Source organism: Prauserella alba (assembly GCF_024171735.1).
GTDB lineage: Bacteria > Actinomycetota > Actinomycetes > Mycobacteriales > Pseudonocardiaceae > Prauserella > Prauserella alba.
In genome coordinates this window covers 45061-57987 of record NZ_JAMTCH010000009.1, presented here as the reverse complement: position 1 = coordinate 57987, position 12927 = coordinate 45061, and the positions used below count along the sequence as shown (strand labels likewise).

At 70.8% G+C, this 12927-nt stretch carries 12 protein-coding genes; 8 read left to right on the top strand and 4 right to left on the bottom strand.

The annotated features are described in order from the left end of the window. The first annotated feature begins 18 nt into the window (after window positions 1–18). Window positions 19–1026: a potassium channel family protein gene (locus tag LY12_RS24685; protein ID WP_253859948.1), complete on the top strand. Its 1008-nt coding sequence runs from the start codon at window positions 19–21 to the stop codon at window positions 1024–1026. A 188-nt stretch (window positions 1027–1214) separates the two neighbouring features. Continuing rightward, a complete protein-coding gene (locus LY12_RS24680) occupies window positions 1215–1703 on the top strand; it encodes a hypothetical protein (RefSeq protein WP_253859868.1) in 489 nt (162 codons plus the stop codon). 13 nt (window positions 1704–1716) lie between these two features. Here the strand turns inward: LY12_RS24680 and LY12_RS24675 are convergent, their stop codons facing one another. After that, the gene (locus LY12_RS24675; RefSeq protein WP_253859867.1) at window positions 1717–2688 is read right to left on the bottom strand and encodes a neutral zinc metallopeptidase; all 972 of its coding nucleotides are present in this window, start codon (window positions 2686–2688) and stop codon (window positions 1717–1719) included. A gap of 144 nt (window positions 2689–2832) precedes the next feature. Beyond that, the gene (locus tag LY12_RS24670; protein WP_253859947.1) at window positions 2833–3858 is read right to left on the bottom strand and encodes a neutral zinc metallopeptidase; all 1026 of its coding nucleotides are present in this window, start codon (window positions 3856–3858) and stop codon (window positions 2833–2835) included. A gap of 431 nt (window positions 3859–4289) precedes the next feature. Between LY12_RS24670 and LY12_RS24665 the strand changes: the two genes are divergently transcribed. From LY12_RS24665 to LY12_RS24640, 6 genes are all read left to right on the top strand, one after another. Continuing rightward, window positions 4290–5246: a DUF7847 domain-containing protein gene (locus LY12_RS24665; protein WP_253859866.1), complete on the top strand. Its 957-nt coding sequence runs from the start codon at window positions 4290–4292 to the stop codon at window positions 5244–5246. 54 nt (window positions 5247–5300) lie between these two features. Further along, window positions 5301–6212 carry a YciC family protein gene (locus LY12_RS24660; RefSeq protein WP_253859865.1) on the top strand — a complete coding sequence of 304 codons (912 nt, stop codon included), beginning with the start codon at window positions 5301–5303 and terminating at the stop codon, window positions 6210–6212. 57 nt (window positions 6213–6269) lie between these two features. Then, a complete protein-coding gene (locus tag LY12_RS24655) occupies window positions 6270–7556 on the top strand; it encodes a M16 family metallopeptidase (RefSeq protein ID WP_253859864.1) in 1287 nt (428 codons plus the stop codon). Next, a complete protein-coding gene (locus LY12_RS24650; RefSeq protein WP_253859863.1) occupies window positions 7553–8938 on the top strand; it encodes a M16 family metallopeptidase in 1386 nt (461 codons plus the stop codon). Before LY12_RS24655 ends, LY12_RS24650 begins: the two co-directional genes overlap by 4 nt. Beyond that, window positions 8932–9921: an NAD(+) diphosphatase gene (nudC, locus tag LY12_RS24645; protein ID WP_253859946.1), complete on the top strand. Its 990-nt coding sequence runs from the start codon at window positions 8932–8934 to the stop codon at window positions 9919–9921. The genes LY12_RS24650 and nudC overlap by 7 nt, the downstream gene beginning before the upstream one ends. 115 nt (window positions 9922–10036) lie before the next feature. Next, entirely contained in the window at window positions 10037–10990 is a 954-nt protein-coding gene (locus LY12_RS24640; RefSeq protein WP_253859862.1) for a cobalamin biosynthesis protein, read from the top strand. A 61-nt stretch (window positions 10991–11051) separates the two neighbouring features. Here the strand turns inward: LY12_RS24640 and LY12_RS24635 are convergent, their stop codons facing one another. Further along, window positions 11052–11798: a M15 family metallopeptidase gene (locus LY12_RS24635; RefSeq protein ID WP_253859861.1), complete on the bottom strand. Its 747-nt coding sequence runs from the start codon at window positions 11796–11798 to the stop codon at window positions 11052–11054. Between the two features lie 182 nt (window positions 11799–11980). Beyond that, on the bottom strand, window positions 11981–12877 hold the full coding sequence (locus tag LY12_RS24630) for an SURF1 family cytochrome oxidase biogenesis protein (protein WP_253859860.1): 897 nt from the start codon (window positions 12875–12877) through the stop codon (window positions 11981–11983). Window positions 12878–12927 lie beyond the last annotated feature (50 nt).

The window sequence follows — 12927 nt, the reverse complement described above, 5'->3', positions numbered from 1 at the left end:
TTGGTCGGGGTCATCCGGATGCCGGATGCGAAGGTCAGCCCGCTCAACGCGATCGTCCGGCGCATCGTCGGCGCGCTGTTGTTCCTGTTCGTGGCCGTGATCATCGTGTACATCGGCCGCGACGGGTACACCGACAGCAACGGGGACGGCATCTCGTTCCTCGATGCCGTCTACTACGCGACGGTGTCGTTGTCGACGACCGGCTACGGCGACATCGCACCGGTGACCGATTTCGCGCGGCTGATCAACATCGTGGTCGTCACCCCGCTGCGGGTGGCGTTCCTGATCGTGCTGGTCGGCACCACACTGGAAGTGCTGACGGAGCGTTCCCGCCAGGCGCTGCGGATCCAGAAATGGAGGAACAAGGTGCGAGACCATGTGGTGGTCGTCGGATTCGGCACGAAGGGCCGGTCGGCGATCAACGCGCTCCTGGCAGAACAGGACGTCGAGGCGAACCAGGTCGTGGTCGTCGACACCGACCAGCAGGCGCTCGACGCCGCCAGCGCGCTCGGCCTGATCACCGTCCACGGCAGCGCCACGCGTGCCGACGTGTTGCGGGTCGCCGGGGTGCAACGGGCCCGGTCGGTGGTCATCGCGCCGAACCGCGACGACACCGCGGTCCTGGTCACCCTGACCGCGCGCGAGCTGGCGCCGAAGGCGAGCATTCTGGCGTCGGTGCGGGAGGCGGAGAACGTGCACCTGCTGAAGCAGTCGGGTGCCGATCAGGTCGTGGTCTCCAGTGAGACGGCGGGCAGGCTGCTGGGTATGGCCACGCGCACCCCGCTGGTGGTCGACATGGTCGAGGACCTGCTCACCCCGGAGACCGGTCTGGCGATCGCGGAGCGGCCGGTGACCCCGAAGGAGGAGGGCGGTTCCCCGCGGCATCTGCCCGACACGGTGCTCGGACTCGTCCGCGCGGGGCAGCTCTATCGGGTGGATGCGCCCGAAGCCGACGCACTCGAACCCGGTGACCGCCTGCTGTATGTCCGTCACACTGCGGGACCGGGTGACGACGAGGAACGCTGACGGTGGCGGGCGCTGAGCTCGTCATCCGGGCCGTCGCTGCCGTTGTCGGCGGGTTGAGCTGGGCGAACAGCCCGCCGGGTGGGGCGAGCCGGACGAGCCGCGGGTGGTCACGCTGCGCGGTCGCGGTGTGATGTTGGCTGCCCCGGCTTTTCTGGGCCGGTGCCGCGATATCTGCGACGATTGGGCGCGTGCGGCAACAAGCGGAATCGGGCAAACCGGCGATCGCCGTCGGCTGGCGGTCGGCCGGGATGGCGGTCGTCGCCGGGCTCGTCATCACGGCCCTGGCGTGGCTGGCTGGCCCGTCGCTGTTCGCCACGGCCGGCGGTGCGGACCACCGCACCGTCGAGGCGACCGTCACCGGTCCCACGGACTGCACCGACGGGGCCGCGGGGGAGACCGTGCGGTTCACCGACGACGGCACCACCAGGACGGGCACCCTCAGCGGTTGCGGGCACAACAAGGACGAGACGGTGCGTATCGCCGTGCCCGACGAACCGGCAGACCCCACCGGTGAGCCACTCTCGGTGCACCTGGCCAGCACGGATGCCGGTATGAGTGAGCTGGGCAGGCCACTCGGAATGGCGCTGCTCGTGCTGAGCGGCGCGGCGGGTGGCATGTACGCGTTCCTCGTGATCCGGGGACCCCGGCAAGGCGGCGTCCCCGCACGGCTCGCGTAACGCTCGCGCCGGGTCAGGACACCTTCGAGGCCGGGGCGGTGAAAGTGTTGCAGTCGACGATGCGGTTCGATTCCGCCCCCGCCCGCCACCAGGCCGCATAGTTGGCGTTCGATCCGTGGTCGCTGGTCCCGGACGTGTCGTCGCCGCGGGTGTCCTGGTCGTACCAGGCGGCGTCGAACATCTGCTGGGTCACGCCCTGCGGGCCACTGCGCCCGGTGTGGGCGCCCATGAACATGCCTGAGAAACACTGCGCCTGCAGCTCCCGCCTGCGCGACAGGTCCTGACCCTGTTCGCTGTGCTGGCCGACCGCGTTGATCTGCGCCCACACGCCGTCCATGATCCCCGCGACCTCCTGCACGTGGTGTCCGTACTCGTGGGCCAGCACGGACAGGTAGATGCCTGCCTGGCGGCCGTAGTAGTCGGTCTGCAGCCCGTCGAACGGCACGTAGAGGTGGTCGTTGCAGTAGTAGGCCGCGGTCGTCACGTCGACGCGGATGTCGCCGCACGGCGTGCGGAACGAGGCGCCGTCGGGGAAATGCAGCGTCGGCTCGCGGAACGGCAGGTCGTAGCGGCGCAGGAACGGCTCCCACGCGCGGTTGAGACAGTCGGTGGCGGCGGTGAAGAAGCGTTCGGCCGCCGGCGGGTTGCTCCGCCACTCGGGCAGCGAACACGTGATGGCCTGCAGCCCGGCGTCGGGGTCCTTGAGCACGGGCCGGTCGCCGAGGGCGCGGATGTTGCCGGGCACCGTTTCCGTTGCGCGTGCCGAACCCGCGTTGCCGCCACCCGACGGCGCGCCGCCGGGTTCGTCGTCGCCGGTGAAGGTGACCACGGCGAGCACGGTCGCCAGCGCGAGCAGTACGACCCCCGCAAGGGAGAACACGACGATCGGCACGCGGGTGCGGGTGCCGCCGCGCCGCGCGTGTCCCGAACTGGTCGTGTCGCCGGAATCGTCGCCGGACGGCGTGTCCGATCCGGGATCTGTCATGTCGCGGCCCCGTCCGCCTCGCTGGTCGCCTCCACCACCATAGCGGGGCACCCTAGGGGCAGGCCGGGTGTGAACGGCGCCGACGCTCCGTCGGGTGGTCATTGTGGACCGGGGAAACCGGTCGGAGCGCCGTGAACCGGACCGTCAGGACACCGAGCCCGCCTCGGCGAGCCACGTGTTGCACTGGTAAAGACGGTTGTCCCGGCTGCCCTGCTGCCACCAGGCCGCATAGTTCGCGTTCGAGCCGTGATCGTTGGTGCCGGACGTGTCGTCGCCCCGGGTCTGCTGCTCGTTCCAGGCGTTGTCGAGCATGCTCTGGGTGATGCCGTTCGGGCCGCTGCGCCCGGTGTGGGACCCCATGAACATTCCGGAGAAGCACTGTGCCTGCAGTTCCAGCCGGCGGGACACCCTGTCGCCCTTCGCCGTGCCGAGCCCACCTGCGTTCTCGATCTGCCGCCAGGCCGTTTCGGATATCCCGGACATGTGCTGAACGTGGTGTCCGTATTCGTGGGCCAGCAATGCGAGGTGGACGCCCGGCTGGTTCGGCCGCTGGTCGAACTGCAGCCCGTCGATCGGCATGTACAGATTGCCCCGGCAGTACAGGGCTGCCTGCGTGATGTCGACCTGCTGACTGCCACACGGTGTGCTGTACGACCGGCCGCTCGGGAAGCGCAGCGTCGGCCGTTCGAACGGCAGGTTGTAGGCGCGCAGCAGGTCGCCCCACGTGGTGTTCAGGCAGTCGGTCGCCGCGGTGAGGAAGGCTTCGGCGGCCGCGGTGGTGTCCTGCCACGCCGGCAGCGGGCACGCGTTCGCGGTGAGACCGCCGTCGGTGTTCTGGAACAGCGGGTGGTGGCCCAGCTTGTAGACCTTCTCGGGACCGGCGGGTGCGTCGACACCGCCGGACTCCTCGGTGAAGGTGACGATGCTGCCCGTCGTGCTGGACTCGGTCTCGCTCGACGGCGAGGTCGCCTCGGTGGAGGTCTCGGTGGTCGGCGTCGTCTCGGTGGTGGTCGGTGCCGGTGCGTCGACGCCGCGGTGGGCGTACCGCTCGGACGGGTCGCTGCCACCGGTCAGGGCTGCGATGAGGACCACGACCACGGCCAGTGCGCCCACACCGCCGAGCGCGGCCGCGACGGCCGGGCCGTTCGACTTCGGCGGACGCGGAGGCATGTACGGCGGTGGTCCGTACGGCGGTGGTCCCTGTGGCGCCGGGCCGTACTGCGGGGCACCGGGGTGTTGCGGTCCGTGCGGTGGCGGGCTCTGCTGCGGCGGGCCGTGCTGCTGAGGCCCCTGGTGTTGCGGTCCCTGGTGTTGCGGGCCTGGCTGTGGCGGAGTGCCCGGCCATGGCCCCCGTTGCCGGGCGGCACGTGCGGACCCTGCGGACCGGGCGGACCGGGCGGGGCCGGTGGACCCGGGTGGCGGTGCGGGTCTGCACCGGACGGGTCGTACGGGCCCGGCGGACCGTGAGGGCCGGGCGGTGGCTGCGTCATGCGGTGTGCTCCCCAGTGATGATCGCGTGCGCGGCAGAGCATAGGTGAGACGGGCGTGGTGACGGCGCGGTCGCCCGGTCGGCGTGGAACCCGGATGGCAGGATCGGCGTTATGAGCGATTCGAGTGGCATGTCGAACGGTGACTCCGAGCTGCCGCGCTACCCGTCGTCGGGCGGCGCCAACGAGGGGCGGCAGCCCGGGGTGATCCCGCTGGAACCGCTGCGGCTGGGCGAGGTCGTCGGCGGTGCGTTCACCACGATGCGGTCGTATGCCGGCATCGTGTTCGGCACGTCGTTCGTCATCGCGGTGATCAGCGCCGTCGTGTCCTACTTCGTGACGCGGTCGATGCTCGCCGACATCGCGGAGATCGACCCCGCCGCCTCACCGGAACGGCAGATGCAGCAGCTGGAGAACATGCTGAGCGACATGTTGCCGGCGTTCGCCGTCCAGCTCGCCGTGATGCTGCTGGTGCAGGCCGTGCTCACGGGTCTGCTGATGACCGTGGTGGGCAGGGCCGTGCTCGGCAAGCCGATCACGTTCGGCGAGGCGTGGGCCGAACTCAAACCACGCCTGCTGTCGGTGCTCGGACTGTCCGTGGTCATCACCGTGGCCCAAGTGCTCGTCGCCGGGTTGTTCGGCGCGCTGCTGGTCACGACGATGGGGGCCTTCGGCGTGCTGCTGACGCTCCTGCCGGTGATCGCGCTGTGGGTCTACCTCAGCCTGGCCACGGCTGCGCTGGTGCTCGAACGCGGCACCATCGGTTCGGCGATCAAGCGCTCGGTGGCCCTGGTCAAGGGCGCATGGTGGCGGGTGTTCGGATTCCTGCTCGTCGCCGTGGTCATCGGCGTCGGCGTGAGTCTGGTCATCGGCCTCCCGTTCTCGCTGGCGGCGCCGCCAGCGGGCCAGGCGCCGAGTGGTGGTGAGGTGTTCATCCAGGAGATCGGCACCGTCGTCACCAGCACGATCGTCACCCCGTTCATGTCGCTGGTCGCCGGGCTGATCTACATCGACCAGCGCATCCGCCGTGAGAACCTCGCCCCGGAGCTGCGCCGCGCCGCCAACATGTGACCGCGGCCGAGGGGCCGGCCGCGGTGCGGAACACCCGATGACAGCCTGGGTGGTATGGACGATTCGAACGGTATGCCGGACGGTGGCGCCGGGCAGCCGCACCGTCGGTACCGGGGAGGCGGCAGCTCGCGGGGAGGTGACGGGGAACCGCGGCCCGGAGTGATCCCGCTGCGCCCGCTGCGGCTCGCCGAGATCACCGACGGTGCTGCCGCCACGTTGCGCAGGCACGCCGGCGTCGTGTTCGGCTGCGCCGCGGTCGTGGCCGTGGTGCACGTGTCGCTGGTGCAGATAGCCGAGCTGTATGTGCTGCCCCCGGCCGGGCGGGTCTGGGAGATGTCCGCGAACGCGCTGGCCGCCAACGCCGCGTTCGCGTTCGTCGACCTGCTGGCGCACGCGCTCGTCGTCGGTGTGCTGACGGTGGTGGTCGGCCGCGCTGCCGTGGGCGAACCGGTGACGGCCCGCGACGTGTGGGCCGAATGCTCACCGCGGCTGGTGCGGGTACTCGGGCTGACCACGGTCGTCACGGCGATCACCGTCGCCGGGCTCGTCCTGCTGATCGTCCCCGGAATCGTGGCGTACGTGTTCCTCAGCCTGGCCGTGCCCGCGCTGATGTACGAACCCCGCCACACGGTCACCACCGCGCTGACCCGGTCGGTGACCCTGGTGCGTGGCGCGTGGTGGCGCGTGTTCGGCAGGCTGCTCGTGGCGATGCTGATGACGCTCCTGGTCGGCCTGATCATCGAGTTGCTGGTCGCCCAGCTCCTGCGGCTGGGGGCGGGCACGTCGCCGTTGGCCGACGGCACCCTGGCCGGACACCGGCTGCTGCTCGCCGTCGGCAGCGTGCTCGCCCAGACCGTGGCCGTACCGTTCAGCGCCGCCGTCACCGCGTTGCTCTACCTCGACCAGCGGATGCGGCGCGAGAACCCGGACGGGCAACTCCCGTTCGAGCCGGGCCGCCGGGGCTGACCCCCGATATCGGTGAAGGCGACGTGACCGCGCGCGGACCTCCCGTAGGGTGGCGACATGGCCGAACCCGTTCTCCACAGACTGACCCTGGACAACGGCCTGCGCGTGGTTCTGGCGCCCGACCGGAGCGCCCCGGTCGTCGGCGTCAGCGTGCACTACGACGTGGGTTTCCGTTCCGAACCCGAGGGCCGCACCGGCTTCGCGCACCTGTTCGAACACCTGATGTTCCAGGGCAGCGAAAGTCTCGAGAAGCTGGCCCACTTCCGGCACGTCCAGGGCAGCGGAGGCTCGTTCAACGGCTCGACCCACCCCGACTACACGGACTACTTCGAGGTGCTGCCGTCCGCGGCGCTCGAACGCGCGCTGTTCCTCGAGGCCGACCGCATGCGCGCGCCGAAGTTGACCGCCGAGAACCTGGCCAACCAGATCGACGTGGTCAAGGAGGAGATCCGACTCAACGTGCTGAACCGGCCCTACGGCGGGTTTCCGTGGATCCTGCTTCCGCCGGTGCTGTACAACACGTTCCCCAACGCCCACAACGGTTACGGCGACTTCACCGACCTCGAACAGGCCAGCCTCGAAGACTGCGCCGCGTTCTTCGACACCTACTACGCACCCGCCAACGCGGTACTCACGGTCGCGGGAGACATCGAGGTCGAGCGGGCGCGCGAACTGATCGAGAAGCACTTCGGCGACGTGCCCGCGCGCCCGCGTCCCGAGCGGCCCTCGTTCGCCGAGCCACGGCCGACGAGTGAGCTCCGCGAGACGCACGCCGATCCGCACGCTCCGCTGCCCGCGCTGGCCGTCGGCTACCGCATGCCCGACCCGGTCGGCGAGATCGACGCCTACCTGGCGCACCTCGTACTCGCCAGCGTCCTCGTCGACGGCGACGGCTCCCGCCTGCAGCAGCGCCTCGTGCACGGGCAGCCGCTGGTCACCGACATCAACGCCGGGGCGGGCCTGTTCGGGCCGTTCGAGGCGCGCGATCCCGACACGTTCTCGATCACCGCGATGCACACTCCCGACGTCGGGGTGGACCGCATTCTCGGCGCGGTCGACGAGGAGCTGGAGTCCCTCGCGGCCCAGCCGCCCACCAGCGACGAACTGGCCCGGGTGACGGCGCGGTGGAGCGCGATGCTGCACGCCGAGCACGACCGCCTCGTGAACCGCACCCTCGGCTTCGGTTCGTTCGAACTGCTCTACGGCGACGCCGCGCTCATGCACGAGGTCGCCGACCGGATCGCCGCCGTCTCGGCCGACCAGGTCTCGCAGGCGGCGAAGGGGCTGCGGCCGGATTCGCGCGCCGTCCTTCTCGTCGAGCCCGCGCAGGGAGGTACCCAGTGACCGCATCGCAGACCCACCGCACCGCAGAGGAGATCGGCAGGACCCCGGCAGGGCCGCGGGAACTGCCGCCGCTGGGCGAGCAGCCGCCGGCCAGCCCGCAGGAGCACGTCGACACCGAGATCGGCAACGGGCTGCGGGTGCTGGCGGTGCGCAAGCCGGGTGCGCCGATGGCCGAACTGCGCATGGCGATCCCGTTCGCCGGTGACGATCCGCTGCACCCGGCGACGGCGGAGGTGCTGGCCGACACCATCGCGACCGGCACGCGTCGGCGTGACCGGGTCGCGATGGACACCGACCTGGCGCTCATCGGCGGCGACCTCGGCGTGGCCGTCGATCCGGAGCACCTGTCCGTGTCCGCGAGCGCGTTGGCGAGCGGCCTGCCGACGCTGCTCGACGTGCTCGGCGACATCCTCACCGAAGCGACGTACGCCGACCACGAGGTGGAGCGGGAGGCGGCGCGGCTGGTCGAACGCCTGGCCGTCGCACGCACCCAGCCGCGCGTGATCGCCCGCGAAGCGCTGCAGCGGCAGCGGTACGGCGACCACCCGTACACCCGCGAGGTGCCGCGGCCCGAGGACGTCGAGCAGGTGACCACGGAAGCCGTGCGTGCGCTGCACCCCGCGGCGGTCCTGCCGCGCGGGTCGGTGCTGGTGCTCGTCGGTGACCTCGATCCGCACGCCGCGGTCGCCGAGGTCGAGCAGGCTCTCGACGGGTGGCGCTCCGACTCCGCGGCGCCGGAACTGCCCGAGCTGCCCGACCTGGCCGGTGGCGACCTGGTGCTGGTGCCCCGTGCCGGCGCCGTGCAGTCGCAGATCCGCCTGTCGGCGCAGGGACTGCCGCGCACCGCAGAGCGTTACCCGGCGGCGCAGTTGGCGAACCTGACGTTCGGCGGCTACTTCTCGTCGCGGCTCATGGAGAACATCCGCGAGGACAAGGGCTACACCTACGGAGCCCACTCCGGATTCGAGTTCACCCGGGGCAAGGCGACGGTGCAGGTCGACGCCGACACCGCGAGCGACGTCACCGCGGCCGCCCTGCTGGAGACCCGCTACGAACTCGGCAGGCTCGGCCTCGTGCCGCCGACCGACTCCGAGGTCGAGACCGTGCGGCAATACGCCACGGGCACGATGTTGATCGGTGCGGCGTCGCAGGCCGGGCTGGCGAACCAGCTGATCGGCCTCGCCACGGTCGGTCTCGGGCTCGACTGGCTGCTCGGCCACCCGGAACGGCTCGCCGCGGTGACGACCGAGCAGGTCGCCGAGGCAGCGCTGGATATCTTCGCACCGACCCGTTTCACCGGGGTCGTCGTCGGGGACGCCGAGGTGCTCGGCCCGCAGCTCGAAGCCCTCGGCGGGGTGCGCGTCGCGGACCCGGAATCGTGAGGCCGTTCGAACTGGGAGAGATTCCCGCGCTCTCACGGTCCACCGTCGACCGGCAGGAGATGCTGCGGGCCGCCCCGCAGCGTCTCACCGCTCGGTGGCCGGACGCGCGGATCGTGGTCGTCGACCGCTGGGGCCGGACCCCCGTCCGGCGCACCGAGGTCGACTCCGGTGCGGCCCCGGTGAGCACGCGGAAAGCCGCCGAGTTCGCAGGCGAACCGCCCGCGGAGGCGTCGTTCCTCGGCGAATGGGAGGGCGTAGACCACTGGATGCTGCCCGTCGATCCACCAGCCGGATCCGGCACGATCGAACTCGACGGTGGCTGGGGCGTGCGGCAACAAGTGCCGGTCAGCGCCGACGAGGTGTGGCTCGACCTGCGTGGTCACGGCGCGCTGCTCGACGACACGTCGGCAGGGCTGCTGACGACCGCGGAGGCGTTGCGGAACTGGCACCATCGCGGCCAGTTCTGCGCCCGATGCGGTTCGGCGGTCCGGCGGGTCCAGTTCGGCTGGGCCTCCCACTGCACCGGATGTGACCGCGAGGAGTACCCACGCACCGACCCGGCGGTGATCTGCCTGGTGCACGACGACATCGGCGTCAACGGGGCCAACGTGCTACTGGCGCGGCAGCCCGTGTGGCCGCCGAAGCGGTACTCGGTGCTGGCGGGATTCGTCGAGGCGGGCGAATCGCTCGAAGGCTGCGTCGAACGTGAAATCCGCGAAGAGGTCGGCGTCGAGGTCGCCGATGCGCGCTACCTGGGCAGCCAGCCGTGGCCGTTCCCCCGGTCGATCATGCTCGGCTTCGCGGCACGGACCGTCAGCGGTGCCACGCTGACACCCGCCGACGGGGAGATCGAGGAGGCACGTTGGTTCAGCCGCGCCGACGTGCGCGCGGCCATCAACGGTGAGCACGACGAACTGATGCTGCCGGGAAACACGTCGATCGCGTCGGTCATGCTCCGCTCGTGGGCCGCCGTGGAGCAGTAGCGCCGCGCCGGAGCACGCCGGCCGGGCGGCAGGAGCCGTCACGGACCCCGCGAGGTCGCTTCTCGGGCCTCGGTAGGCTGCTGCGTAGCTTTACCGGTTTGGGGGTTTCGGGATCGTGAGTGCGCATCGAGCCGTCGGGCTACTGCTCGGGGTGGTTGCGGACGGTTTGATCGGCGAGCCGCGGCGGGCCGGTCCGCCCCGTCCCGTCGCCGCGCTACCGCAGGCCGCCGACACACTGGCGCGCCGCATCGGGACCGCCGGCGCCACGACAGTGGTGACCACCGGCGCCGTCGCCGCGGGCATGCTGGTCGAACGCGCGGCCGGGCGTTACCGGCTGGTGCGCACGCTCGTCGTCGCCGCGGGCACGTGGTCCGTCCTCGGCGGGGCCCGGATCGCCGCCGACGGCACCGAACTCGCCCGCGACCTCGAGAACGGCGACTTCGACACCGCACGCGAACGCATCTCCACCGCCGACCCGCGCTGCACCGAGGACCTCGACCTGCCCGGCCTGTCCCGTGCGGCGATCGAAGTCGTCGCGGACCAGACCTCCAACGCGGTCGTGTCCCCGCTCATCTGGGGCGCCGTCGCGGGACTGCCGGGAATGCTGGGCGCCCGCACCGTCACCGTGCTCGGCAGACGACCCGGCATGGAACTCGACATCGCCTCGGCGCGGTCGGCCGATCCCGTCGCGCGGCGCCTCGACGAGATCGCGAACCTCGTGCCCGCAAGGCTCACGGCCACACTCACCACCGCGGCCGCACCGGTGGTCGGCGGTTCCGCACCGAGTGCGTGGCAGGCGTGGCGCCGCGACACCGCCGCCCACCCCAGCCCGAACGCCGGACGCGCCGAAGCCGCGTTCGCGGGAGCGCTCGAGATCCGACTCGGAGGCCGCACGGTCTACCCGCGTGGCGTGGCGGAACTGCCGGTCCTCGGAGCGGGCCGAAACCCCGATGCGGGCCACGTCACGCGCGCCGTCGAACTGTCCCGTGTGGTCGGACTCTGCGCGGTCGGAGTGTCGGCCGTGCTGGCGGCTCTGTCCGGCATCGGCAGGCGCCGCCGTCGACAGTGAGTGAGGGTGGCCCCGGTGCGGAACCGGAGGCCACCCTCACTACAGGAAACGCCGAGCAAACTCAGCAGCTCGGGGCGCTGCGGAACGGGCTCGGATCGTTGGCCACGTGCACGTGGTCATTGTGACCGCTGTAGCCCGGCCCGAGGATCTCCGTGAACCCGGCCTTCCAGGCAGCGTGGTAGAGCGTGCACTGGGAGTGGACGTTCCCGCCGACCCCCATGTCCGCGGCGTCGCCGTAGAGATGACGACTCGACGACGAACCGCCGACCGAGCTGTTGCACGAGTAGCTCCGAATGCCGGACGAGATACCGATCGGCTGGTCGCCCAGCTTGTGGCGCATCGCTTCGAGCTGCCACATGACACGGCGCGTGTTCTCCTGCGCGGTCGACGCCGACACCGCGCCGCCGCTGAAGTTGTTGGCACCGCAGTTGTCGTCGAACTCCGAGTAGGAGAAGTGCGCCGGCGTGCAGTCGCCGGACGTCAGGTCGTAGATCTTCCCGAACGTTTCAGGGCCGGCCACGCCGTCGACGCCGAGCCCGTAGCCGGACTGGAACCGCTTCACAGCCGCCTCGGTCGCCGGGCCGTACACGCCGTCGATGGCGAGGTGTTCGCCGTGGCTCACCCAACCCGCGACCCGGATCTGCAGCTCCTTCACATCGGAGCCGCGGTCACCCCGGGACAGGGTGCTCGACCACTCGTGACACGAGGCTGCACTGGCAGGAGCCGGCATGGTCACCGAGGTGGCGGCGGTGAGGCCTGCCGCTGCAACGGCCGCAGCGGCCAGTAGGGAGAAGAGTCGTTTACGCATGGGACCTCCGCAGTTGTCCATGTGCCGCATTGGGGGAATCGGCACGCGGAACGCAATCTGCCCGAGTTGTCCCGGTCCTTTGGTCGGATGATGAAAAAAACCGACGAAGGTTCTAGGTGAAATGTGGGCGACTCCCTTCCGGGAGTCACCGAAGGCGCGCAGGCATTACCGAGCGGAGCAGGTCACCGGAGCGCGTCGGCCTCGTCGTCCTCGGCCAGGATCTGCGCCACAGACTTACGCTTCTGCTTCCCCGGCCGCTTGCCTGTCTGCGTCGCGGACGGTTCGGCGGTTGCCGGTTCGGCCGTGTCGTCGGACCCGTCCTCGCCCGTCCCGGCGAGGACACCACCGGGACGGGCTTCACGGATCGTGAAGTACAACCAACCGAGCAACGCCATCGCGCCGAACGCGATCCACTGCAGTGCGTACGAAAAGTACGGCCCCGCCTGGAGCTGTGGGAGGGGCAGCGCCGTCAGCACCCCGGGCTCGCCGGGCTCGAGCTGGTAGTAGCCCGGCTTGATGTCCAGATCCGTCGCGCGCGCCACCACCCGAGAGTCCACCGAGTAGGAGTGGAGTCTGCCGTCGGTGGTCTCGTCGGCGAACGCGTCGCGGTTCGACGGATCGTTCTCGTCGATGCGGACCCTGGCCTCGACCGTGACCCGCCCCTGCGGCGGCGCCGCGAAGTCCGGAACTCCGGTGTCGTTCGCGGGACGAACGAAACCCCGATTGATCAGCACGGTCGGGCCGTCGATCGTGCGCAACGGTGTGAGCACCTCGAACGCCGGCTCGCCCTGCACAGTGCGAAGCCGCGCGATGACCTCATCGTCGGGCAGGTAGGTGCCCTCGACGATGACGCGCCGCCACTCGGTGTCGCCGCCGGGAGCCGAGTCGCCGGGCAACAGTTCCGTCAACGGCCGCGGAGCGGCGGCCGTTGACGAGGACACGGCGTCGTTCCGGGCGCTGCGTTCCTCGTGCCGGTCGAACTGCCACGGCGCGAGCACGCTGAAGCACAGGGCGGCGAAGACGAACACCACCACCGTCAACGCGAGCCAGCCGGGCTTGAGCAGGAACTTCCACCGCACGCCCACCACGGTAGGCGGCGAGGCCGGGCGCCTCATCGAGTGGTCGTGTC